12 protein-coding genes are annotated in these 26,115 nt (G+C 48.7%); 3 read left to right on the plus strand and 9 right to left on the minus strand.

Going from position 1 to position 26,115, the window contains the following annotated elements; genetic code table 11:
* Nucleotides 1-62: 62 nt before the first annotated feature.
* The 8 genes from ONT19_RS10720 to ONT19_RS10755 all read right to left on the minus strand — a co-directional run bounded on the left by ONT19_RS10720 (nt 63) and on the right by ONT19_RS10755 (nt 19,129).
* Complete coding sequence (locus tag ONT19_RS10720; protein ID WP_264951935.1) at nt 63-956, minus strand: sugar phosphate isomerase/epimerase family protein; 894 nt, start codon at nt 954-956, stop codon at nt 63-65.
* Nucleotides 957-1,071: 115 nt separating this feature from the next.
* Entirely contained in the window at nt 1,072-3,936 is a 2,865-nt protein-coding gene (locus ONT19_RS10725) for an AraC family transcriptional regulator (RefSeq protein WP_264951936.1), read from the minus strand.
* A gap of 173 nt (nt 3,937-4,109) precedes the next feature.
* A complete protein-coding gene (locus ONT19_RS10730; RefSeq protein WP_418859426.1) occupies nt 4,110-6,686 on the minus strand; it encodes a glycoside hydrolase family 2 protein in 2,577 nt (858 codons plus the stop codon).
* A gap of 31 nt (nt 6,687-6,717) precedes the next feature.
* The gene (locus tag ONT19_RS10735; protein WP_117691918.1) at nt 6,718-8,145 is read right to left on the minus strand and encodes a sialate O-acetylesterase; all 1,428 of its coding nucleotides are present in this window, start codon (nt 8,143-8,145) and stop codon (nt 6,718-6,720) included.
* Nucleotides 8,146-8,224: 79 nt separating this feature from the next.
* Nucleotides 8,225-11,455: a glycosyl hydrolase gene (locus tag ONT19_RS10740; protein WP_264951937.1), complete on the minus strand. Its 3,231-nt coding sequence runs from the start codon at nt 11,453-11,455 to the stop codon at nt 8,225-8,227.
* 44 nt (nt 11,456-11,499) lie between these two features.
* Nucleotides 11,500-14,343, minus strand: a complete 2,844-nt coding sequence (locus ONT19_RS10745) for a glycoside hydrolase family 2 protein (protein WP_264951938.1) — start codon at nt 14,341-14,343, stop codon at nt 11,500-11,502.
* Between the two features lie 149 nt (nt 14,344-14,492).
* A complete protein-coding gene (locus ONT19_RS10750; protein ID WP_264951939.1) occupies nt 14,493-15,608 on the minus strand; it encodes an AAA family ATPase in 1,116 nt (371 codons plus the stop codon).
* Nucleotides 15,609-15,853: 245 nt separating this feature from the next.
* A complete protein-coding gene (locus ONT19_RS10755) occupies nt 15,854-19,129 on the minus strand; it encodes a glycoside hydrolase family 2 TIM barrel-domain containing protein (protein ID WP_437183512.1) in 3,276 nt (1,091 codons plus the stop codon).
* Between the two features lie 225 nt (nt 19,130-19,354).
* On the opposite strand from ONT19_RS10755, the gene ONT19_RS10760 reads away from it, so the two are divergent.
* From ONT19_RS10760 to tnpC, 3 genes are all read left to right on the plus strand, one after another.
* Nucleotides 19,355-19,765 carry a hypothetical protein gene (locus tag ONT19_RS10760; RefSeq protein WP_144021577.1) on the plus strand — a complete coding sequence of 137 codons (411 nt, stop codon included), beginning with the start codon at nt 19,355-19,357 and terminating at the stop codon, nt 19,763-19,765.
* Nucleotides 19,753-20,100, plus strand: a complete 348-nt coding sequence (tnpB, locus tag ONT19_RS10765; protein WP_117588063.1) for an IS66 family insertion sequence element accessory protein TnpB — start codon at nt 19,753-19,755, stop codon at nt 20,098-20,100. Before ONT19_RS10760 ends, tnpB begins: the two co-directional genes overlap by 13 nt.
* A 100-nt stretch (nt 20,101-20,200) precedes the next feature.
* Nucleotides 20,201-21,790 carry an IS66 family transposase gene (gene tnpC / locus ONT19_RS10770; protein WP_264964884.1) on the plus strand — a complete coding sequence of 530 codons (1,590 nt, stop codon included), beginning with the start codon at nt 20,201-20,203 and terminating at the stop codon, nt 21,788-21,790.
* A 287-nt stretch (nt 21,791-22,077) separates the two neighbouring features.
* Here tnpC and ONT19_RS10775 read toward each other — a convergent pair whose 3' ends face one another.
* Nucleotides 22,078-26,067 carry a malectin domain-containing carbohydrate-binding protein gene (locus ONT19_RS10775; RefSeq protein ID WP_264951941.1) on the minus strand — a complete coding sequence of 1,330 codons (3,990 nt, stop codon included), beginning with the start codon at nt 26,065-26,067 and terminating at the stop codon, nt 22,078-22,080.
* Nucleotides 26,068-26,115 lie beyond the last annotated feature (48 nt).

Here is a 26,115-nt window from a genome sequence, read left to right on the forward strand (position 1 = left end):
CTAACACGATTTACACTTTCCTAATTATAAAAAAGTAGTTTGCCAGTTATTCCCCGAAACTGTTACCGCTCTTGAAATACCTGTTTTAAGTAAGCGATGTTTCTACCGAAATTATATTTCACGTCTCTTACCCTCTTTACATCACGGCTCCGCTCTACCACCAGCCAGCCGCTCCATTTCATCTTGTCAAGCGTCTTCCTGATTTTCGGAAGATTAATCTCCGGGTCTTCCTGAAGATTTACGCTATCTGTATTGGAAACATGTATCTGGACGATACGCTGGGCGCCCAACTTCCGGAGTTCCTTGCAGATATCACGATGATGATCGGCTGCATCCTGGAAATTGTAGTAGACCTTAATCTGACTGCTGCCTACTTTCTTCAGCAGTTTCTTATCAAACTTAGCTCCCATTCCGGTTCTGATACCGATGGTGATACTCTCCTGCTTTGCCATCTCACCGGCTGTGCGAAGGCGAGAAACCATCTGCTGGTATGCTGCACAGCCTTCCTGCTGCCAGTCTTTTCCGCTACCTCCGAGTGGAAGGAAAGCCACCTTGCTGCCAAAGAGTTTCATCGTCTGGAAACAATCTTTCAAAAGGTCTTGATAATTATCACGAGTCAGGAAACTCTGAGCGAAGAAGCCACTCATCGCCATAGAAGGAACAGCTACGCCATACTGACGGGCTGCAGCCTGAAACTTTTCTGCCTGTTGTGGTTCTCTAAGCTGATTATCAAATAACACGCGTTTACCCAATCCGCCCATGTCAACCTCAACGCCATCTGCTCCTAATTCATGAGCCAGTTTAAACTCGCCCAGCTTCTGACGTTTCAGCATCATCCAGTCGCAAGCAGCTATCCTGTACCTAGGAGTTGCCGCCTGTGAGCATATTGGTAAAGTGTTCAACAACGTAAATAACAGAACCAATATAAACCTACTATGATAAGACAGTTGTTTCATTAGCCTTTTAGGTAAAAATGATTAGTCAACATTTAATTTGTTTGTTTCAATTGCCTAAAAGACGCACATTGGTTCACGCTGTAATCACCTTTTTTGAGATTTTTTATAAAAAACTTTATTTTTTTATTTCACTCTCCTGCTGCTGCGCTACATACTCTCTTGGCGACATGCCATATTTCTTACGGAAGCACTTGCCGAAATAGCCTACATCGGTGAAGCCGCAACAGTAGGCTACATCTGTGATACTCTGACCGGAATGCTTCAGCAATTCTACGGCATGACTCAGTCTGAAATCCTTCACCATATCGCTTGGCGAACAGCCCATCACAGCCTTCGTCTTCTTGAAGAAGGCTGAACGGCTCATGCCCAATTCCTGTGCCAGCATATCTATCTCGAAATCGGCATTGGTCAGGTTGGCTTCCATAAACCGGCGCACCTTGTCAGCAAACTGCTTATCCTGCTGTTCGGCATTAAACTTGCGCTTATACTCTGCCAGCTGGTTCTGGATGTAGATATTGTTCTTCAGCCGAATCTGATACTTCGCATAGCGGAAAGCATAGTAGCTGGCTACGGATATCAGAATGATGTAGATGAGATAAGCCCACCACGTAGCCCACCAGGGTGGAAGAATGGTGATGGTCAGCTCTCTCGTGCTGTGAGAATCAGGATTGGTGGCATCCATTACCTCTACGATAAACTGATAGGTTCCCGACGGCACATTGGTATAGGAAGCCAGACGGTTCTTGCCGGCATAATGCCAGTCATGGTCGTACCCCTTCAGCCGGTAACGGTAGCTGATGCGCTCCGGATTGCAGAAATTCAGGGCAGCAAACTCCAGAGTGAACATCGACTGGGAATGACGCAGGGTGAGATGATCAGTATAAACCATTGACTTCTCCAGGATGGCTGGCTGATTGTAACTGCGGATATCGCGGTTGTTCACCTCTCCACCTATTATATATATAGGATATTGCAGACGGGTGGTATGGATACGTTCCGGCTGATAAGCAAGGATTCCTTCCTTGCACCCCAGCCATATCTCCCCATTCTGGATCAAAGCCGCAGAAGATTCCTCAAGCTGGACATCAGGGAAACCGTCGGAATTGTCGAAATGCTGGATGCGGTCTGATTGATAATCATAGCACGACAAGCCATCGGCATTTACCAGCCAAAGGCGTCCCATCTTATCCTCTAAAATCGAAATGATGACATCATTATGCAAACCTTCCTTTGCTCCCAAAGAAGTAAGGATAGGCAGATGCGTCACTTCATCAAAACCATCCAGACGACTCAGACCTCCACCAAAGGTACACATCCAAACCTGCCTGCTGTTATCTTTGTAAAGTCCGTAGATGTCACTATTGGCACGGGTATTGATATCGGTATTGCGATAAGTCTCGAAGCGCAGGTCGCCTACCGATTTGAAATCTGTCTTGAAAGACATCAGTCCGTCCATCGTTCCTACCCACATTCTCTGATGACTGTCCTCTACCAGGTTGCGGGCATCCATGTAGAGTCCGTAACCGGGATAGTTTTTCATACCATGATATTTATTATAGAAGCGCACCTTTCCGCCCTGTTCCTGCAGCAGATTGAGACCTCCATCCAGCGTAGCCACCCAGATGCGATGGTAGGAATCCTGACAGGTCATATAGACATTGTTGCCGCTGATGGAATAAGGATCCCGGGCATCATGACGGTAATGAGCGATGCGATACCCTATTGGTCTGGAGGCATCGGGAGTCAGTTTTACCAATCCGTCTCCCTTGGTAGAGAGCCAGAGATTCTGCCTGTCATCACACATGGCATGATAAATGCTGCCGATTTGATGATGGGCATAATCGAACACCTGCTTCACCCTGCCCTGCATATCCAACAGATAAACATTCTTGCTGCGGGCACCCACTAGCACATCACCATTCTTCAACTGGCAGATGGCTTTCACTCCACTCTTATCACCATCCGGCAAAGGGATGACACGGAACTGGTTGGGGGTGAAACTGACACGGTAAATGCCATTATCAGCAGAAGTGAGCCACAACAGTCCGTCCTTGTCCAGGTTCATGTTCAAGAAGTGGCTATCTGGCTTATGGTCTTGGAACTTAGGAAGGAAAGCCAGGTTAACGCCTTCCATCGTCTGCGGATCAATATAGATAATTTCGCCAGCACCGGAAAGATAGAAGTAACCATGATGAGAGGTGGCGATGAACTTAGGTTCCACCACCTTACCTACGCCCGAAACCGGATAACGGCGTTCCCATCCGGTCTTCGGATTACGGCACACCAGGGCGGTATGCGACTCATCCAACTGCCACACACATCCGTTCGGGGTATGATAAACAAAATGTTCCTTCGATTTACGGGCGAAATACTGCTGCCACATGCCGAGCGTCCACTTCCTGTTTTTCGCAGTAACAGGAACGGAATAAATCTGATAATCCTTTCCTACATAGTTGGCACGCGAAGCCTTCAGCTGTACCACATCCTGGCACAACTGATAATTGAACGTATTGATATACTTTCGGGCATCTACCAGCGTCTGGATACGGATGCTTCCATCCTTTAATGTTTCTGCAAGAAGCAGGTTCTTATCTTTGGTGAGCAGGAGAATCTTGCCGGTACCATCTGCCTGAATCTTGATGACCTGCAGATTACGGGCATAAGGTTTCAGTTCTTCATAGACATCTTCGAAACGTTCGATCTGCTTGAAGAAGACGCTGAGTTTCCAGTCGAGCGTCTTGATCCAGAGATTGCCCAGAGCATCTTCTGCCAACCATTCTACCTTACGGGGTGGCTGGTCGGAAGAAGAGATGTAAGCATCAGAATAATTGGCAAAACGGGAACCGTCGAAACGGGATAAGCCGAACCAGGTTCCAAACCACAGGAAACTGTCTTTCGACTTCAGAGAACAGTATACGATGTCGTGAGGTAACCCTTCCTTCGTAGAATAATGAGCTACCTGCATATTGTTCTGTGCCATACCCAACAAGGCATAAAGCGAACAGAAAAGTATGGTAAAATATCGTTTCACGTATGCAAAAGTACAAAAAAAGTCTTGAAATCTCCAATAAACTTTCTGTTTTTTGAAGATTTCAAGACGATAACGATTACGTAAACGGAATCTTCTGCAAAGAACTCTCCGGTTACGCATTATTAATTATTAATACCGAAATCAGCCTGCTGGTCTTCTACCTCTTTCAGCATCTTTGCCTTCTGCTCGGGTGTAAACTCATGAGAAGAAGAAGTGGCAGAAGAAGCATTCTGAACAGATGATGAAGTGGCAGACTTGGCAGTCTTTGTACCCATCATCATGGTTCCCTGATAAGCTACGCTCTCTATCTCCAGGTCGGCAGGAGTAGGAGCATGAGTACCCGGGAACTGAACCTCGGCATGAATCTTAATCTTGCCCGGCTTCATCGTGCTGCGCACCAGGATAGGAGCACTACCCCATTCTACAGCTCTCGGATTGGCATTGATGCTGGCATCACCAATGATTTCGCCCTCACCCTCCAGGGTAAAGCGGATATTCTCTTTAGCCAGACGGCGAACATGACCGTTATCATCGGTCACTTCGGCTACCACAACCACAAAGTCGCTGCCATCAGCCACCAGCGGTTTGCCCATCTCATCAACATAAAGACGGAGTTTGGTGCTGCGGCGGGAAGGCATGCGCTGGTCGGTACAAACCACCTTGCCATCCTTGTATCCCTCTGCTACCATCACTACCATCTGAGAAGATTTCTTCTTATAACTGTATTCGCGAGCCTCCCAAAAATCCCAGGCATTCTTGAATACCACAGGGGCATTAAAGGCGGCTGCCGTAGGATGAAGAACTGGCAAAGTATAGGTATGAGCACCCTGATAGGTGGTAAGACGAACGCTGTCACAATTAGAGAATACCGTCACATCGGCATCGCTGAACTGGGTCATCTCGTGAGCGATATGCACAAATGGCTGGTCGCTGCGCTGTGACTCAAACATATAATAAGCAGTCTTCTTCTGTCGGAATGCATCATAGATACCGCCCCAGTAAGGATCTGGATGATAGCCGCGCTGATGATCGAAAGGATGCCATTGGCAACCACCGATAAACTGTCCCGGTGTGTGCATCTCCTCTGTTGTCTTTGCCAGAGAATAAGCCTGGGTCAGCATCGGTTTCTCACCCCAGCTGCGGCTGGCACGGTTCAGGTTGTTATGCGCATACCAGTCATCCACATACTCACCAAACTCTCGGGTAAAGACACACTGGCTGATGCCGCTCATATCCATATCCGGCCATCCGTAAACCACATCATAATTTTCCTTGACACCTGCCGAATTCCAGTCGGCAACAGCCACAGGACGGTATGGATAAGGATACTCATCCTTGGTCAACTGCAGCGACTTCAGGGCGAAATCCTTAGGATAGCGGGTCTCATTCAGGATAGGCTCCCACATCAGAACCGAAGGATGGTTGCGGTCACGACGGATGATTTCACGGGTATTCTGGAACACACGCTCAGCAAATTGAGGGTCCTTGTTCCAATACTGCCAGCCCGGTGTAGCCACGATGATGAAGATTCCGAGTTCATCGCAGGCATCCATGAACGACGGGTCCTGAGGATAGTGGGCAGTACGGATGATGTTGAAACCGGCATTCTTCAGACGGAGCACATCTCTCCATTGCTGACTGTTGGGAAGTGCATTGCCCACATAAGCAAAATCCTGATGACGGTTGGCACCGATAAACTGACGGTATTTCTTGCCGTTGAGCCAGAAACCTTCCTTGCCACGGAACTCGAAGCTGCGGATACCTAACTTGGTCTTTCCGCCGTCCAATACCTGCTTACCATCCTTGATGCGGGTAACCACACTATATAAATAAGGTGTCTCCGGCGACCAGAGATGCGGATTCCTGACAGAGAACATCTGTCTGACGGTCTGATGTGCATCGCCAGCTGCCAGGAGCACATTCTGCGAAATGGTCTTGAGCACCTTGCCCGAAGCATCCAGCAGACTCTGCTCCACCTTCACCTTGCGTGCCTTTCCGCCCACATTCTGCAAGTCGACATCAACAAACACCTTCGCCTGCTTCTCTGAAATATCCGAGAAATGAACGAAGATGCCGGCATCACGGCGGTCGGCTTCAATCACGTTGGTGATAGAAATCTCCTTCTTATTGATAAGCCATACATCGCGATAGATACCACCATGATAAGCAAAGTCGAGTGTATACTGCGGTTTGCCAGGAGGATAACTCTTGTCATTAGAGTTGTCAGCCATCACAGCCACCACACACTTATCGCCCTTCTTCAGTCCCTGCTCTTTCAGGTTGACGATAACAGGCAGGTAACCGCCGAAGTGCTCCTTAGCCAGTTTGCCGTTCACATAAATCTTCTGCTTGCCCATTATTGCCTCGAAATAGATTTCAGAGCGATTGCCCGGCACGATAAAGGTTTTGCGATACCAGGCTATACCCTGATAGTTGCGGCAACCCGAAGCCTCAGCAGGTTCCAGTTTCACACTATGAGGGGTAGAAACTACCCCCCAGCTTGTATCATCATAGTCGGCACGTTCTGCGCCCTGCACATCCCCCAGATGGAACCGCCAGTTGGGATTGAAATTCCACACCTCGCGTCCCTGGTTGCTGACAGGGAACAACCCCGCCACCGATGTATCATCGTAAGCCGATGCCTTTGCCGAGCCTACACCCAGCAAAAGCATCATAGCCATCAATATGTAATATCTCATCTATAAACTATTAACTATAAACTATAAACTATTACTTCACTTCCCAATCGTCGGTACGGAAAGAGCTGACAGGCAGACCATCGTGGAAGAGATCGCCCACAACCCAGTTTTTGAATGCATAGCGCACAGCCACAGGTTTCTTCACTTCCTCGCTCTTCACATACACCTTGTTGCGTGAAATCCAAGCCTGTGCCTTGTGGAATACCTGGTCATCGCCGGCAATCTCGAAGTTGTCGCTCTTAGGACCATTGTTGAAGTAAACCCACTCCTTGCTGCGGTCGAAGCTGACAACAGCGGTATCGCCCTTGAACTCAACACTCTTGTAGACAGCGAAATCAGGCAATCCCTTCTGACCATAAGTATTGGCAAGAGAAAGCAGAGCCAGACGCTCGCCCACCTCCTTCTTCTTACGTGGATGGATGCCATACTCCAGACCGGCATCAAGCAATACAGCCATACGGCAGTTGCTGATGCGCTTCTCTGCCTCCATCTGCTTTTCACGAAGCAGGGCACTGTTGTTTTTCCATTTTATCAGACTATAATCGTAGGGTGCAATCTGACAATAATAGAACGGAAAAATCCCCTGCTTCCATTCCTTGCGCCAACTGTTTACCAGGGTCTGCATCTGGTCGGCATAAGTAGCATAGCGATTGCAGTTATCCTCACCCTGATACCAGATAACACCCTTCATGGTGTAACCGATGAGCGGATGGAGCATACCATTATAGAGAGCTGAAGGACAGCGCTGCTGATATTTCTTCACATCAGCCTCATTCCAAGGTGTATGAAGTTTAGGGAATGCCTTGAGCCAATCGCTCTTGATGAGATTGCCGTTGATCCATGCCTCACAGGCACTACCGCCCCAGGAAGTAACAATCAGACCTACTGGTACACCCAGCGATTGGCGCAACGTCTTACCATAATAATAAGCAGCAGCACTAAACTCACGAACGCTTGCTGCATCAGCTTCCTTCCAGTCGCCAGCCACCGTATCAACAGGATGCAACTGGGCATTGCGCTGAACCGTAAAGAGGCGCAACTGCTGGTCTTTACACAGCATCAGTTCTTCCGGAGTGCCCGCAACAGGCTGTGCCTTGAATCCCTTCATCGGCATCTCCATGTTACTCTGACCCGAACAGATCCAGACCTCACCAATCAGGATATTGTGAAGTTTCAGTTCCTTTCCGTCGCTCAGACTCAGTTCATAAGGACCGCCAGCCTGAGGCGTTTCTATCTTCATCGCCCATTTTCCCTGGGCATCGGCTTGAGTCTTATAGGTCTTGCCGTTCCAGGAAGCACGCACTTTTACCACCTTGTTGGCATCAGCAGTACCCCAGAGGTTGCATTCCGTCTGCTGTTGCAATACCATGTTGTCGCCAAAGATTTTTGGCAGTTTCACTTCTGCCTGCGCTGCCAGAGTCATGGCAAGCAGCAGAGCTGAACATAACAGTTTCTTCATTTTATTCAATGTATTCAATGTTAAATGTTAAATGAGCAGTCTTGCTATGAACTATCAACTATTAACTATCAACTATAAACTAATACACGATGTTAATCGTGGAGAGTAATCCGGCAGGCAGAAGCGCCTTGCTCTTGGTGCGATATTTGGCATTGGTCCAGATTCCCTTAAACGGAGCCTTTCCCTCGCCAGCACCCTGCAGCGCATTGTGCCAGGTATTGGCTACAACAATCTGTATTTCGTTGCTGCCATTCTTCAGGTCGCGCTTCGGAACATACACCTCGTAAGGAGCTGTCCAGGCATAACCATATTGCTTGCCGTTGACCAGCACACGTGCCACATCACCAATCTTGCCCAACTGGATTTTGATGAATCCGTCATTAGAAGGAGCCGTCTTCGTTTTCTCGGCTGGAACTTCCATTTTCTCTTCTGCTGAAACCGGAACAGAATCGCCCCATTCAAAAGAAGAGGTAAAGGTTACGTGACCGCTGTAGTACTTCATCTTCTCATCTGCCGACTTCGACCAGTCGAAAGGAAGCGTTACGGTGGTATCTTTGCGGATATCATCGAAATGAACCTTCCACTTATCGGATACAGCCAGCACAGAAGGATAGTTTTCTGTAAAACCTGCACCTTCTTCTTCAACCAGCTTATGACCTGTCTGACTGATAACCTGCATGTCTTCCTTGTTCGAAAGGATAACGAAAGCGGAACCATAAGCTGGCAGACTCAATTTCACAACCTGGCGGATTTTGGAAGTCCTGGTACGGAAGGTTGCCGTAATCTGGCGTTCCTTATCCTCCTGGTTAGTCAGGAAATAGATGTCCTTTCTGCCTGTTGCCTCCAACACACAGCGGTGAGCATAATCCATATTTTCGGGCAGAACGACATCCGGTTCGATGCCATACTGCGAGAAGTCCTTTGCCTGATAAGGCTTGTCGATGATAATGATGCCTTCCTCGCGCAACTCCTCTATCTTCGCCTTTACCTCGGCAGACAGGGTATTTGCCGGCTGCGGAATCACCAGGATGCGGTAGTCCTGGTTTCCTGGCAACTTGCCCTTCGGACTGTATTCGAAATTCCATTTCAGCAAGGCATCCTTATTCATCGAATCATATTTGTAGCCATGCAGGGCATTGCACCAGTCTTTCAAATCGAGAATATTCGCCGAATGAGTTACTCCCACAGGCGATTCTTCCATCGGAATGCCCACATTAGCCATACGTTTCTGTTCACTAGCCACCCGTTCTGCGCCAAACACACCCGGAAGCATCGGAACGAGTTTATCCGGAGTAAGCGAACGGCTCGGAATCTCTTCGCCTGTAAACACGGCGATGTCTACCACCGGTCTGCCCTGCTGCAGATAATTCTGACACAGGGTGATGTAATCCACAAAACCGCGTGCCTCAGGATACCAGGTATTGTCGCGCTGGAAGAAGAGACCGATGCCATCAAGCGTCATACCAGGCTTGCGGTCCATCCAAGGATTATGGGCAGTTACATGGAAGAAGAGTTTGTTCATGCCAAGCGCCAGATTGCGGTCAAGCATCGGCTTGAGCATGGCTGGTGTCTCATTCCATACACCACGAACCTCGGTGAATCCCTCTGCCTGAACGATGTTCTTATTATAAATATGTGCACCGCTCACGGCATCGAGCATGTCGTTGGGTTTATCGTGAGTAGGCGAATTGAGCCAGTATTCTCCCATTGGATTGTCGGCATACTGATAATGCTGCAGACCATCGGCAGGGAAGGTTGGTGCAATACTCTCGTGAGATACTTCTATATCCTGTTCATGAGCCAGATCGGTAAAGGTCTTGAAGAACTTCTCGTTTACCAGGTCATTGATGGTGAGACGGATATCCTTCAGTACCTGTTCGTATCTGGAAGCCGACTCCATCGGAACACCTGCCATAATCGGGAGGTATGGGATGAGGTCGTAACCGCGGCGTGCCTTGAACTCCTCGGCAAACTGATAGCCCCAGTTCTGACTGCCACACTCCCAGGAGTCGATGTGCAGATACTTCACCACATCGCTGTGCGGACGGTTCAGGAACAATGCATACCAGGAATTGAAAAGTTTCCTGACGGCTGCCGGTGAGAACTTATCCACTTCGAGTCCCTTACCGGTTCCGGCTGTTGCATTGGTCTGTCCTGTTGAGGTATGTCCCATTCGCAACAGGCGCCAGGTGCCCTTAGGCAACTTATTCATCAGGTTGCCGTTCACCATGACACCCATCACCATTCCATTTTCCAGTTTCAAAGGCAGTACATCTGCCATCGCCACGGTCTCGCTCTTAGCTGCCGCATCGGTTTCGATACGCCATACGGCACCCGTTTTTCCCTCATACTGGTTAATCATCGGCTGATTGCTCAAGATGATATTCTCCAGTTTCAGCAGCGGTTTCCATTTAGCTGCATCCAGGTCTTCTGCTCCCGGCTCTGTACCTTCCGGCGTCCATGAGAATCGGAAATAGCGGGCGGTGGTAGTCGGCAAACTAAAGGTATAATCACACATCGTGTTCTGCCAACCCTGACGGGGAGGCACCAACTGCTTGATATCTATGAAGTTGATGCCGTCATCAGAAGCCTGTACCAGGAGGCGCTGCGACTGGATGTTGTTGCCGTTAGGCACCACACGCATGCTGCGCACCGTGACGGGTTTATGAAACGAATAGATGATAGAGGCAGGTTTCGCTGCCAGATAATAGCCCTTGGCGGTAGAAACAGCCTCGGTATATTCTATCTTCTCCGGTTTGAAGAGTTGGGGTTTCTCCTTGCATCGGATGGCAAAAGCCGCGATGTCCTGATAATATCCACCCTCGCTTCCAGCAGGCTGCAACTTCCCGTCCTTATAACTTTCGGGTTGCCACATCTGCATGCCTTCTATCTTCTTACCGCCACCCACAATGGTATCGGTCCATACCACCTTCTGCATCGATTCGGCAGGAAGGATAGACGGATTGCCTGCCAGGGCGAAACCGTCGCAGATATGAATGCCCATGTCAAGGCCCAGGGAGTCGGCTTGCTGGAAAGAGTAATCCACCATCTCCCAGAACTTAGGTGACAACTGTGCCGCCTCGCCCTGATACTCCGGACGTTCGCTGACACCACGGATTGGCATCAGATAGGTACCGCCCAAACCAACATTCTTCATACCGACCAGATCGGCATGAATACCAGCCTTGGAAACGGCGCCATACATCCAGTACCAGAAGGTCCAGGGCTTAGCCTCGTCATTATGAGCCATTGTCGACGCTACCAGAAGCGCCGACAATGCCATCACCGTATATCGTTTTTTCTTATTCATAACAGTTCATAACAGTTAAAAGTTAACAGTTTAAAGTTAACAGTTCAAAGCTCAAAGTTCAAAGTAAACACAGTCTTACCCTTACCGTTCAGCCATTTTGGCAGGGCTGAAGGTCCGTTGAGGTCGGTGGTATTTACCTTGTTTCTTACTGAAGGTATCACCTTGAAGACTGCCAGACCGGTTTGTGGCAAGGTATAGAGCAGACCATCTCTACCATCACGAGGGGTATAAACGCCCATGTGCTCATCGGCAGTCAGACCAGAGAAGCCGATCTTTCCTTCATCAGTCTTGAACTGCATCCACTTCACGTTGGCAAAGTAGCCTTTAAACTCTGGATAATCCCAGCTTTCGGCTGGAATCGGGTCATTATAGTCGTTCTGCCAATAGCCGTATTGCGGACCCTGTTCGCGGTTCTGCCAAACCCGGTAAGGACCATTGCCCACCCAAGCCTTGCTGCGAACCTTGCTTTCCGGATAGTCGAAAGCCATGCCCATCATATCTACTACGCCACCGAAATTGTAATGACAGGTTACAGCCACCGAACCGTCAGAAAGGAACTGCCAGTCTACCTCATCGAGTGAGCCATGCTGATATGTAGCCACCAGCTTTGCCTCCGCTTCCTTCCATTCGAAACCGGCAAAAGCGCCCTGGTCAACAAACTCGGTATAGAGTGTCTTTTTCTTCTCAGCCTCTTTATCGTCGTGATTATAGAACTGGTCCAGACTGCGGTCGCTTCTTCTGGCAGCCATGAACCGAGGTCCGTTGCTCAGCGAGATTGCCTTGCTGCCAACCTCAACACCCATCAGTCTGCCATCTTTCTTGGCAAAGCGATAAGTTCTGCCACCCGCCTTCACTTCTACAGCATCAGCCTGGTCAGCATAAGCAGCAGATGAAGCACTTGAAGTACTTGGAGCACTTGAATTTTTCACGCTTCGTTCTTCACTCTTCACTCCCCTGCTCCATATCATGATTTCCTCACCTTCATGGTTCACAGCCTTGATTTCTACCGCATCAGCATTCGCCATCATCGGTATCTTCACCTGGGTTTCCTTGCCCGGAGCTACATCAGGAGAAGAGAGATTGCCCTGCTTCAACACCTTGACCTGAGTGCTGCCCATCGCTGGCATCTGCAACAGACGATAAGAGAAGCGGCAATCCTTCAGATTCACGAAGTTATACTGATTAGATAAGGTGAGTTCACCTTTCTCCACATCATTCCAAGTCAACTGTACCGGGCACCATACCTCTTTAATCGTATAGTAAGAGCCTTCCTTCTCGGCATGAGGCCCCACGATACCATCGGCTCCGAAGTTACCCATACAGTCTACATAATTGTTCTTGTCGGTACGCACCACACCCTGGTCCATCAAATCCCAGAGGAATCCGCCGGCACAGCGAGGGTTTGCTATCATCATGTCCCAGTAATCCTTCAGTCCTGCTCCATGTCCGCCGTCATACAGACCATGCAGGAACTCGGTAGGCATAAAGATTTCCTTCTGTCGCATATACTCCTGGGTCTCGCCATAAGAGCGGTAATGCTTGGTTTCAAAGCCGTTGCGGTTAGCCCAAGGATAGAGTACCACGCGTTTCTGCTTATCCCAGAGAGCGAAGTCTGGCTCAAGTTCGTAGTTGAAACCACCCTCGTTACCGTTGCTCCAAAAGATGATGCTAGGATGATTCTCATCACGGGTAATCATCTCCTTCACCAGCTGCTTGCCCACGATGGTAGGATGTGCCCAGTGCCATCCGCTCAACTCACATTCGACATAGAGACCGAGCGAATCGCAAGCCTCCAAGAACTCCGGATCGGCAGGATAATGACTCAATCTCACGGCATTCATGTTCATGCTCTTGATGAGTTTCACATCCTCTATATTCTTCGCCTTGCTCAGCGTTCTACCGGTCTCCGGACGGAAGCTGTGACGGTTCACGCCTTTGAAGATAACTTTCTGACCATTGATATAAACGCCATCGCTGGCACGGTATTCGATGGTGCGGAAGCCGAACTTCTGACGTTCTCTGTGGAGCGTCTTGCCTGCTGCATCCTGGAGTGTGAAGACGGCAGTATAGAGATGCGGAGTCTCGGCAGTCCACTGCTTAGGTGCTTTTGCCTGGAAGTCGACATGCGCCTCATCGCTGTTTCTGGCATCAGCCACGTTCGATGCCACCACCTTTCCTTTCTCATCCAGAATCTCAGTCTTCACCTTCGCACCCTTGATAGCACGGTTCAGGTAGCAATCTGCCATAAAATGACCATCACCCTTGGCATCAATCGCCACACGGTTGATGTTCTGAGCAGGTTTTGCCACGATAAATACAGGACGGAAGATGCCACCGAAGTTCCAGTAGTCAGCACGGCGCTCCGCCATGTTCACCTGACTGTTGCTGCTTTCCTTGCTCACCTCCACTTCGAGTCTGTTCTTATGTTTTCCGAAGAAGATGCGGTCGCTCACATCATAAGTAAAGCGATAGAAACCGCCCTGATGCAAGCCGTTTCCCGCCTTTCTGCCGTTGATGGTCACCTTGGCATCAGTCATCACGGCTTCGAAGACGAGTTCTATCTGTTTGCCCTCCCACTCCTGTGGCAGCGTAAACTCATATTTATATTTTCCTTTTTCGTCAGCAATACCTTCCGGAGTAGCCTTTCCGTAGAATCGCATGCCATACTGATAGGTACCGAATCCCTGCAGTTCCCAGCAGGAAGGCACACCAATCTTGGTCCACTTGCCGGCATTTCTACCACCTGTGCAGTAGAAGTCCCAGTTCACCATATCATCACATCCATGTCCCGAGAGGTACTGGCGCTGTGTATCAATACTAGCCTGTGCGGCAGCAGTCATCGCCATCGCCCCCAAAGCTATTATTAAAAACGTTTGTTTTAGATACATATTGTTTATTCCGTATTTGTTTATATTCATTTTGTTATTCATCAATAAAGACTCATAAACACAGATTTTGTAACTATTTAGCAAATCGGAAATACGCCTATAAGCTGCGAAAATATATCAAAAATCATCAACTTTCGCAGATTATAGAGCTAATTCAGCCACAGCTTCATCAGTTGGTCATCAATATAGTACGTACCCAACGAAGTAGATACCAGATGATACTCCAGCAATTTCTTGATGGCAGACTGAACGCTGCTGGCAGAGCGTAGATTATGCCGTCTTACAAAAACAGTGGAAGTAATCTGCTTGGCAATGCCATCCTTGGCTATCGCATAGAGCAATTCCTTCTGAGGGAGCGTGAGACGCGACAAGATTTCACTAAACTTACGGTCGTTGTCCAATATCATCATGTGGATGATGGCTTCCGCCATCGCCTTGTCAGCCTTGCCCTTTACATCCGTCTGGTTGAAAGCTTCATGAAACACCTTCTGCATATAATACGTATTTCCTCCGAACGTATCATAGACATCACGCACAGCCTCTTCCTCCACGTCCTTCCCAAACCTGGCAAACAAACTTTTCGCAAATTCCAAATACTTATCGTATGGTATCACCTCCAAGTTCATCATGTCGGCACTATTGTAGAATGGATGCGCCTTTTCGGAGAACATCTTCGTAATGAGATGGCGCTCGCTACCAGAGAATATGAAGTTGGCATTGCTGCACTTCTGCACATAAGTGCGTAAGATTGCTTCCATGTTCTTCTCTGGATAATAGCCAATCTGCTGGAACTCGTCTATCGCCACGATACATTTCTTGTCGGCATGCTCCAAACAGGCAAATATCTCATCCAGGGTATAGAGCGGATTGGAGATATCACCTAGCGAAAGGTTAAAGGTCGGCGTGTTCGAGATGGGGTCATAGCCGAAACACCCATTGATAGATTTCAATGTGCTGACCACCATCTTAAGCATCTTCTGACTGCGATGAGCCGCCTGTTCGAAAACAGCCTTACCTAGTTCGAAGGCAAACTCCTGGATGCTCGAAGTACGGAGTATGTCGATGGAAATGGCGATAAAATCATTCTTGACCATCGGCGAGTCGAGACAAAAGTCGATAAGCTTACTTTTGCCCACACGCCGTGCAGCCATCAACACAATATTTTCACCCGAAGTTACCTTTCGGATGATTTTCTCTGCCTCTACGTCTCTGTCGCAGAAGTACTCTGGCTTAATCTTGCCTGTGATAATAAAAGGATTCTCCATACTCTTTACCTAACTAAATCATTGGTTATGGCGGCAAAGATAATAAGATTTCTCGAATTATGCAAATTAAATTATGCAAATTGCATAATGCAAAACAAATAATTCGAGATAAGCTGCGAAAATATATCAAAAAACATCAACTTTCGCAGATGATAAAACTAAACTTGTCGGAAAAGAACTTTTACGCACCTTTTCCGACAAGTTATTAATTTACCTCAAAACGGCATCCCCAAATACCTGATGCCTCATAGTATTCTCATCTTGAAATGCAGGGTATAACTGCGAGTTTTGTCGATGGCATATTTCTTCAATACACCAGGTCCGCAACTGCTGTTACCCAAGCCCAGAACGGCACAATCGAGACTGAAATAGGTGTAGCGCAGGTTAGGATTACCAGACTGCTTCAGTTCGAAATCGTGCCGGGCGGCATAGAGGTCTGCCACGCTGTATGGCAAGGCTGAGAAACTCAAAGGCGTATCGCCGACTGCGATAACCTGCAGGGCATTCTTACCATTCTTGTTGGTCAGTTCGATGTATGAACAGTCCTCATGGTTGCCGTTGTCCTGCGGACGGGGATAGTGGGTAAACTGATCCTCCACGCTACTCTCGTACCATCCTATCGGACAAGACTGCTTGCGGTCAGGATAATTCTCCCAAGGTCCCCTGCCATACCATTTCACCTGATCGTAAGCCACTCTTGGCAGCTTCAGCATCAGACCCAGACGAGGAAGTTCAGGCAGATTGCCCTCAAAACTATAGGTAGCCTTCACGTCGACGAAGCCGTCCTGCTGAGGAGATACCTCCAAGCGGAGACGGATATTGCCGCCAGACTTAGCCGATGCCGAAGAACCAGCCTTATCTGATGCTCCATCCTCACCATAATGATATACATACTCCCCATCCTTCAGCGGGATAGCGGAAAGTGTGCTGTCGAGATGAGTCTTCTTCCAATCCTTCGCTATCCAGTTGCCGAAACTCTTGTCGTTGTCGGTTGGCGCACGGAAGAACTGAGGAATCACGGAAATATTGCGTGCCAGCAACTCGGCAGTTGACAGAGTTGCCAAACGGCAGGAAGACTTGTATCGCTTCATGGCATCCGCAGCCAGTTTCCAGCCAGCTTCATACAAGTTATCGCTGAGGGCTATCTGTTCCCTTCCTACCTCTACTCCCTGCTGGGAAATAACTGAGATATTCAATCGGGAATCCGTATTTTTATACGCTTTGAAATCATGCAAGCTGCATAACTTTGCACTATCACCCGGCTGTACTGAAGGCATTTTCAGCACACTCTCCTGACCGACAACCCCATTTTTCGTCACCTGATACTGGCAACTGAAGCCCTCCAGCGAGAGATGAGAATGATGATTCTTCACCCAGACCTCATCCCCTTTCTGAGTTATCCACACCGGTGCATAAACATGCTTTACCTCCTGATACTTAGCCGATACCGAGCGGTCGGAGAAGACCACGCCGTTCAGACAGAAGGCTTTAAGATTAGGCTTATCACCGAAATCACCGCCATAGAGCACGTGGTTGGTTCCCGGAGCATAGATACCCTGGTCAACCCAGTCCCAGATAAAGCCGCCAGCCATGCGGGGATGACTGTATATCTCCTCCCAATATTCCTTGAAATTACCCAGCGCATTACCCATACAATGGGCATATTCACTGGTAAGCACAGGACGATTATCGTTCTTTCTCATCGCAATATCCAGCAGATGTTCCCATCGGGCATTCTCCGCTCTCTCCTTGTCAGAACCTTCGGGAACGCCCGGATTCAGATACTCAGCCTTTACACGGGGATAGAAACGGCTCAAGACATCCACACAGTCCGGGTCAGTCTCATCAAAGTCCTGCTCGTTCAAGCCCTTCGCTGGCTGATAAGGCGTCTGAGCACCTTCATAATGTACCAGTCTCGTTGGGTCGAAGGTATGAAGCCAGCCTGCCATGGCTGCATGATTGGCACCGAAACCGCTCTCGTTGCCCAGGCTCCAGAAGATGATGCTCGGGTGGTTCTTGTCTCTCTCTGCCATTCTCACGGCTCTGTCCAGAAAGGCGGCATTCCAGTCGGGAGTAGAGGTGAGCGTACCACGGAGTCCGTGGGTCTCGCAATCTGCCTCGTCCATCACATAGATGCCGGCGCTGTCGCACAGCTCATACCAGCGTGAAACATTCGGATAATGACTGGTTCTGACGGCATTCACGTTCGCCTGCTTCATCAGTAGGATATCGCGCTGCATCATCTCCTCGGTCATCACTCGTGCCAACTTCGGATCATGCTCATGCCGGTTCACGCCACGCAGTTTGATAGGTTTTCCGTTCACCATCAACTGTCCGTTTTCTACCGAAACCCATCTGAATCCGATGCGCTGCTGCACCTGTTCCACCACACTTCCCTGCTTGTCGAGAAGTGCCAGTTTCAGGGTATATAAATAAGGTGTCTCAGCAGTCCAGGCATGCGGTTTTTCCACTACTCCCTCCATACGTTCGAATTTTCTTCCACCTCGCTGCGGATACCATTCGTTCATCAGGGCTGCCTTATGATTCAGGTCGAGAATCTCGTCGGCAGAAGCCTGCAGAGAAGCCTCCAGTCTGTCAGTTCCCGGCAGTTTCAGCATCACGCCTTTATCTTCAGCATCCTCCAGCCACGCCATCAGCCGGTAACCTTCTCCCTTCTCGCCTGCTGCCACCGCCAGTTGCGGATTGATCTGCAGAGTGAAATCACAAGGAGAGGATGTAGCGGAAGAGAGCTGCGGCAGGGTGCGAACGGCGAAATCACGGATGCGGACATTCGGTGTGGAATAGAGCCACACATCACGGTGGATGCCACCGAAGCGCCAGAAGTCCTGATCTTCCAGATAACTGCCGTCGCTATACTTGTAAACCTCCACGGCTATCTCGTTCTTGCCAGCCTTCAGATAAGGAGTCACATTAAATTCGCTCGGCTCCATCGAACCCTGCGAATAACCCACCTTCTCGCCGTTCACCCATACATAAAATGCGCTCATCACGCCCTCGAAACGCAGGAAGGTTTGACGGTCCTGGCGGAACAGCAGCGAGTTTGCCTTCAGCTGGAAGGTACGTTTATATTGTCCGGTAGGATTGCGTTCCTCGTAGGTGGTCCAGTCCTTCTTGGGTGTAGTCATCACATAAGGAGGATTGATTTTAAAGGGATAACCTGCTGATATATAGATAGGTGTACCATATCCATTCACCTCCCAGTTGGCTGGTACCGCGAGCGATTTCCAGCCCTTGCAGCTATAGTCAGTACGATAGAAATCCACGATTCGTTCCTCCGGCGTCTTCGTCCATCTGAACTTCCATTCACCGTTGAGCAACATCTGGCTATCTCCCTTCTTTGCCTGATAAGGCATGAATGCAGCCCGTGCCGGTTCCCGGTTGATGGAAAGCACATGCTGGTCTTCCCAGTCATGGTGCTCTGCAGCAGCTGAAGCCTGAGGTGCAAGGATTGGCAAAACCATCCCAGCCATCATGATCATGATTTTCCGTTTGTTCATCATATTATTTATTTTTTAAACAGTTTACCAGTTTATCGTTTTTGTCCATACAATAAAGACGCCCCACCCCATTTTTTGTAACTGAAAAAGAGTACTTTTTAGATTTACCGTCACGCGCACACGTAACAATGTTTTTTCACGAAAAAAGTAAGCGGCTCTGCGTTTATACCTTGCCCTTTATCGTAAAAGTTCTTACCTTTGCACCATAATTTTAAAAGCAACGCAATTATGAGAGCAACAGAACGTTATGAGAGGGCATGGAATGCCTTCCAGATTCATTTGAATCATAATCCAAAAGCCAGTTTGATTCCTTTTTTAAAGGAACGGCATGTAAACCATCGCTCGATGCATAGATGGATGTCAGAGAAAGGTTATTCTGTTAGGTTAGCCAAACAACAGATTCGTCTGCTTCAGGCCGAAGCCCGTAAGGAATGTTCCGAAGCAACAGCCAAGGACACTGGGATGATGTTCCTTCCCATGGAAATGCCATCCGATTCCGTCTGCCCGGAAAATTATCTTTTCGGCATAACCTTAACCTTTCCCAATGGAACGATAGTCACCATCAAGAAAGGTAGTGCCAAATCAGTCATGCATCTGATGAAACTTTACGAGAAGGAGGACTTGCTATGTTTGGATTAAACGAAAACACCCAGTATTACGTCTGCCAGCGATATGTCCGAATGAACATGGGCATAAATGGCCTGTACCAGATTGTGAGGACGGAGATGGAGCTGCCGCCACTCGGTGGTGCCGTCTTCATCTTCTTCTCAAAGAATCGCCAGCAGGTAAAAATGCTAAAATGGGATGGCGACGGTTTCTTGCTGTATCAGAAGCGACTGGAGCGAGGAACCTTTGAATTACCATTCTTTGATCCCCAAAGCAAACAATGCAAAATGCCGTACAAGACGCTATCTGCCATCATGAGCGGAATTTGCCTGAAAAGTATGAGATATAGGAAACGGCTTAATCTATAGGCGCATAAGATTATATTTAATGAACTGTGTATCAACAAGATAGAAAAATAAATATCTAAAAATCCTTGCATATCTCGATATTTTTTCGTACCTTTGCACTATGAAAAAGGACGAAATTATAGTACTTTTAAAGGAACAGCTTCAGCTTGCAAACGAACAGCTTCAGCAAGCTAATGCTACGGTGAGTTCGTTGACTACACAGGTCAACGAACTCATTGAACGTATAAAGTCATTAGAAGAATTACTCGTCCAGAAAGGAATCGCCATTGACAAAGCGAATCGTCAGAACAAGGCACTCGGCAAGCTCGTTTCAGGCAAGAAGTCCGAACGTCAGGAAAAGAATCCACAAGACTCGATGACCCAGGAGGAATTTGACAAGAAGAAAGAAGAGCAGGCCGAAAAGAGAAAGGCACGCAAAAACAACGGAGCCAAGCGTGACATGCATTACGAGATGAAAGAGGTGCATGTTACGATAGATCCTGTCATGGATGCAGAGTTTTTGAAGACGTTGCGTCTCTTCGGAACTCGTACCTGTATACGTTACAGCATGGAACCCATCAAATTCATCAAGACCGTGTATCACATCAACACTTATACTGATGGAAGTATCATGTATCCGGGGAAAACTCCGCCGGCTCTGTTGTTGAATTCTTCCTATTCACCTTCCTTTGCAGCAGGACTCCTGCAGATGCGATACATCTATTCCATGCCGGTAGAGCGAATCATCAAATACTTTGCCGACAATGGGTTTACGTTAAGGAAAGCCACGGCAAACAAACTGATTGCCAGAAGTGCCGATGTACTGGAAAACTTCTATAAGGCTATCTGCCAAGTAGTGTTGCAGCAGGATTATGTCTCGGCAGACGAGACATACCATAAAGTGCTGTTAGCCAAGACAAAGCCTACGGACAAGGGTTCGAAGAAAGGCTACTTCTGGGCTGTAAGTGCGCCTAAACTGGGACTTGTCTTCTTCGTATATGAGGATGGATCACGCTCTGAGCAGGTCATACTTAACATATTCTCTGATTATAAAGGTACCATACAGAGTGATGCATATGCTCCTTACCGGAAACTGGAGTCGGATGCTTATCCTGACATTATGAGAATCGCCTGCCTGCAGCATGTCAAGAGAGATTTCATCGACTGCGGCAAGGAAGACAAGGATGCTCAGGAGGTCGTAGATATCCTCAACAGATTTTATCGAGAAGACAAAAAACATAAGGTTGGGGTAAATGGATGGACCGTTGAAGACCATCTAGCCTATCGGCAGTCATATGCACCGGACATTTTGCAGGATTTATTGGAGAAACTGGAGGAAATATCTTCCAGGAAAGATTTGCTGCCCAAGTCTACCTTGGCGCAGGCGGTCGGCTATGCCCTTAATGAATATAATGCCATTTGTGACATCTTCAAAAGAGGTGATACGGCTCTCTATAACAACTATATTGAGAGAATCCAGAGGTACATATCACTATCAAGAAGAAACTCAATGTTCTTTGGCTCGCACGAAGGAGCAGGACGTGCGGCTATCCTATATTCCATCGCCATCTCATGCAGACTGAATGGCATCAATCTGTTTGAATACATATGCGACGTAATAGAAAAGACTGCAGAATGGCAACCAAATACTCCATGGGAAAAATATAGAGACTTACTTCCTGACCGATGGAAAAAGCAGCAACAGCATTAGTTTAATCAGCTGTTACTGCTTTTTTTTGAATTATGCAAGGTATAAACGCGGAGACGCTTACATTTTATGATACTTCGATGATACTTTTTTGTAAAGATATCTGGAAGTCTCATTTTCGCATATCGTTATATACCAACGTCTTACAAAGATATTTCCACCAAATAATGAGACTTTGAGACTTTTTTATCAAAAAAAACTTATTGCGCCGAAAAAAAATCTGCGCCATCTGCGTCATCTGCGTGAGATTCTTAAGTCACGCAGATTTCGCAAATGGCGCAGATTTCCTTTTATTGCACTTCCAGATAATCAAACGAAACGTTCGGAAGACCGGAGAGGATTATCTGATAGGTACCGGCATTGATCTGAGAATCGGTAGTGGTACCGATGGTCTTGAACTTGTTCGGCGTTTTAGGGAAGGTCATGTCTCTATCCAGCAGGACGATGCCCTTGCTGTCCACTATCTTCAACCTGCCTACCTGCTGCTCACCGGTGGTGTTCTTATAGCGGAAACGCAACATGTATTCGCGGGCCACACCGGGATTGATGGTCCAGGTTGAGGTCTTGCTCTTATAGCGCACAGCCGGGAACACTTCGTTGTCCTGAGGCAACAGTTCCTTCGGATATTTCTCTACCACATCCTTATCCAGGTCAGCCCAGTAAGTCTTGCTCATTCCGCTCGCAGGCTTGCTGCCCTTGAAGGCGGTATTCCACTTCTCAGCATCTCCTATCTCTCCCTTGGCAGCAATGGCGATGGCAGAGATGATAGCCTCTCCCACCTTAACTTCCGGGAAAGAAATGGTCAGCAGACCGCCCTTTACCTTGACATCTACCACCTTCTTGCAGGCTCCCGCAAAGCCAGCCTCAGCCCAAAGGTCGAGGTCATCTACTACCACGGAATCGTTGATAGCTACATCAAAGATGCGCTCGCCATCACAATCGATACCGGTGCCCTCATGCTTGCCCAGCCAAGGCTCGGCAAAATAGAGTTCTACGCGATATTCTCCATCCGGAACAGCAAACTGATAATTCAGCGCATGACGGCCCCAACGGAAATACTGGAAGAGCTTTGCATCAGGAGCCGCAGCATGCTGAGAGGCTGCAGACGATGATTTCAAACCATGAATGCGGGAAGTGATATGTCCCTGACTCGCCGTAAACGGATTCATGCCGAAACGCTCTGCCCAGGAATGAGAATAGACGCTGTCGTCCTGCTCCCACTCGCTGCCATAACTGTCTGTAACGGCATCACCGCCGCAGTTCACTCTATACAGATAGGTATAACCCTCGGCTGGTTTCAGAAGATCTCTGTTGCGGTCGGCAGCTGTAGGCGTAAGCGTATCAGGCTGCACCTTCGTATAATGATTGCGATACCAGTAGAAGCCTTCGGTAGGCTGTTCCCAAGGCGTGAGAAGTCCCTTGTAATTGAACGGTCCCACCTTGTCGATGCGTCGGTAAGCCTCATCTGGCTGCACTCTGCCTGGGTTCTCATGCGATACGAAGAGCCACTGGAAATGGCCGCAGACGCTGTCCTTGGCGCTTTCTGCCAGCATCGCCTTCTTGCTGAGAAGAGATACAAAGGCATCTTCGGTATAGGCTTTTGACAGGGCCTTCGCATCACCGGCATGCAGTTTCTCTGCATCGGAACTGCGGAAACCGAGCGTGCGCCAGGCACCATATTCACCATTCAGCAACTGGTTAGGCTGTTTCAATTCCTGATCATATTTATCGGCTGTTCCGCCGTAGGTTCCGCTCCAGTTCTGAATCACATTCCAGTCGCTTCCCTCTCCTCCATTACAGGTGGTGATGGCGCGCATGGTCTGGGCGGTAGGGTCCATCTCCCGGATAATGGCAGCACACTCCTCGGTGAAATCCTTCGGCATCACACTCTCGTTCTGAATGCCCCAGAGAATGACGCTAGGCGAATTGCGGCGCTCCTTAATCCAGCGGCGCAGCAGACGCTTGAAGTTCTTGCGGAAGGCGGATGTATCATACCAGACATGTGCCGAGAACTGACTCCAGAACAGCATGCCCTGCTCATCCAGCAACTGCTGGTAATAGAGATTATGTGGCTGATGAGCCTCACGGAAGGCATTGAAACCTGCCTGGCGCATCATCTTGACACGGGAAGCTATCTGCTCGTGAGAGAAGGCATGACTCTGACCGAAGAGATGCTCGTAATCGCAGGTTCCGTTGATGAAAACCGGACTGCCGTTGAGATAGAATCTGCCGTCTTTCTTATCCATCTGGGCTGAATCGCCACGGAGCGCAGCCTGTTTCTGTCGGAGTACCGGCCAGGAGATGGAGCGGATGCCGAAAGGGGTAGCCACATCATCGATGGTCTTGCCCTCTCGTTTGATGATGCTGGAAAGGGTATAGAGATAAGGATCCGTGATGCCCCACAGATGGGCATCGCTGACCTTTGCCTGATGACGGACCACCTGGGTCTCGCCTGCCTTCAGGGTAATCTTTCCGGCCTGGCGGAAAGCGGTCTTGCCGCTGCTCAGCGCCAGTTTACTGATTACCTCGATGGTCTGCTCATGGTCGGAATAGTTCTTCACCTCAGTATCTACGAAGACGCTGTCGCATACTTCGTTGTTCCAGACGTGTACTCCAAAAGGCTCTACCCTCACCTCATCGGTTTCGATGAGCGATACCGGACGGAAGATGCCGAAAGGCTGACTGCCCTCCGAGAAGCCCCACTCTGACGAACAGCCACCACAAGGCCAAGGATTATTGGTCTGCATGGCAGGATGTTCTACCTTGATATTCAATGTATTATCGCCCTCACGGAGCGCATCCGAGATATCGAGCATAAAGCTGGTTCTGCCTACCAATTCCTTCGGATAACTCTTGCGGTTCACCTTGACCGTAGCAAAGGTTCCCACACCTTCCAACTGCAGGAAATAGCGTTTTCCGGTCTGTTTATGAACGGAGAAATGCTTCTCGTAGGTGGCGGTACCATGCAGGTTGCCGTGCTTCAGCTGGCGGTAACCGTAATAATCGTCCAGATTGTTGGGCACATTCCCCCGGAAGGTTCCCATCTTCTTCGTGATACTATCTTCCGAAGTCTTGCCGAAGCTTACCTGCCAGTCCTGATTCAGACTCATAATCTGTCGCTTTCCCTTCTTTTCTAGTGTCGGGAAAGAAACCTGCGAACGCCCCATCGGCACGCTGGTAGCCACGGCAATGCCTCGCTGTCCGGCATGGTTCACGGCACAATAGAAATGGTAAACCACACCCTGATGCTTCAGCACATAACTCTTATGGGCGAACATATCATCATAAGGTTTGGAAGGATAAATCAGGTCGGCTCCCTCCCAGTCCTGCCAGTTCACCAGGTCCCGGCTCACGGCAAAGGTATTGTAGGCATTGTATTTTCTCTTCGGATTAAAGGCAGAGAAATAGAACATGACATAATAATGCGGGAACTTCACGATCTGTGCATCTCCCGTAATGATGCCAGGAGCCTCATGAAAGAAGACCGGATTGCCTGTCTTCCGCTTGGCTGTGCGGAGAGGCAGACGGCGCCAGGAAGTCATGTTGCTGGAGAGGGCGATACCGATGCGTTCTGCCTTCAACTGGTTGGCAGGGTTGATGCCAGCGGCATTATAGAACATGACGAAAGGTTTGCCCAGCGTCTTGTTCCTATCCCAGTAGACGGTACTTTTATAATGGGTGAGTTTCTCCCACCACTGTGCACTCTTGTCGTTGATAGAGAGAACAGGCGCTGGGGATGTTTCCCAAGGATGAGCCTGGGTGATATCGCCTTTGGTAGAAGCCATACCCATATTGAGAGGCTTGCGGACGGACTCATAGCCCGTACCTTCTCCACCGAAATAGCTCATCCAGTGGCGACCTTTGTATTTTGCCATCTCATAGGATCCGTTCCAGGTCCAGTCTATCAGCGCCGGATATCCTGCACGCTGGTTCATATCCCATCCCTTGTCGGCATAGCAGAGCAGGCGGCCCAGGGTTTTCCATTGCAGCAGGTCATCGCTGGTAGCGAGCCATGTTTCATACCCTCTTCCATCCGTTCCGTCCTTGCCGTTGTATACCACATAGGTCATAAACCACCTGTTTCCTTCGCGATACACCATCGGACAGTCTATCTTGTGGTAGTTGTCCTCAGGTGCAACCACCATACCATATTTATAAGGTGTCTTTACCTCGTCGTATATCTTCTGCATCACGTTCTGGCTGATTTTCTGTGCAAAAGCGGTGATGCAGCCAAAGACAAGAAGAGATAAGAGTACCAGTCTTTTTCTTTCGATCTTCATATTTTTATTTTAGTACATATTAATTTTAAATCTTACAAATACAAAGAC

The organism is Segatella copri (genome assembly GCF_026015625.1).
In the GTDB taxonomy this organism is placed as follows: domain Bacteria; phylum Bacteroidota; class Bacteroidia; order Bacteroidales; family Bacteroidaceae; genus Prevotella; species Prevotella copri_H.

Coding starts and splice junctions, on each gene's coding strand:
- ONT19_RS10720 (WP_264951935.1), bottom strand. CDS start 956: ATGAAACAACTGTCTTATCATAGTAGGTTTATATTGGTTCTGTTATTT.
- ONT19_RS10725 (WP_264951936.1), bottom strand. CDS start 3,936: ATGGCACAGAACAATATGCAGGTAGCTCATTATTCTACGAAGGAAGGG.
- ONT19_RS10730 (WP_418859426.1), bottom strand. CDS start 6,686: ATGAGATATTACATATTGATGGCTATGATGCTTTTGCTGGGTGTAGGC.
- ONT19_RS10735 (WP_117691918.1), bottom strand. CDS start 8,145: ATGAAGAAACTGTTATGTTCAGCTCTGCTGCTTGCCATGACTCTGGCA.
- ONT19_RS10740 (WP_264951937.1), bottom strand. CDS start 11,455: ATGAATAAGAAAAAACGATATACGGTGATGGCATTGTCGGCGCTTCTG.
- ONT19_RS10745 (WP_264951938.1), bottom strand. CDS start 14,343: ATGTATCTAAAACAAACGTTTTTAATAATAGCTTTGGGGGCGATGGCG.
- ONT19_RS10750 (WP_264951939.1), bottom strand. CDS start 15,608: ATGGAGAATCCTTTTATTATCACAGGCAAGATTAAGCCAGAGTACTTC.
- ONT19_RS10755 (WP_437183512.1), bottom strand. CDS start 19,129: ATGATGAACAAACGGAAAATCATGATCATGATGGCTGGGATGGTTTTG.
- ONT19_RS10760 (WP_144021577.1), top strand. CDS start 19,355: ATGAGAGCAACAGAACGTTATGAGAGGGCATGGAATGCCTTCCAGATT.
- tnpB (WP_117588063.1), top strand. CDS start 19,753: ATGTTTGGATTAAACGAAAACACCCAGTATTACGTCTGCCAGCGATAT.
- tnpC (WP_264964884.1), top strand. CDS start 20,201: ATGAAAAAGGACGAAATTATAGTACTTTTAAAGGAACAGCTTCAGCTT.
- ONT19_RS10775 (WP_264951941.1), bottom strand. CDS start 26,067: ATGAAGATCGAAAGAAAAAGACTGGTACTCTTATCTCTTCTTGTCTTT.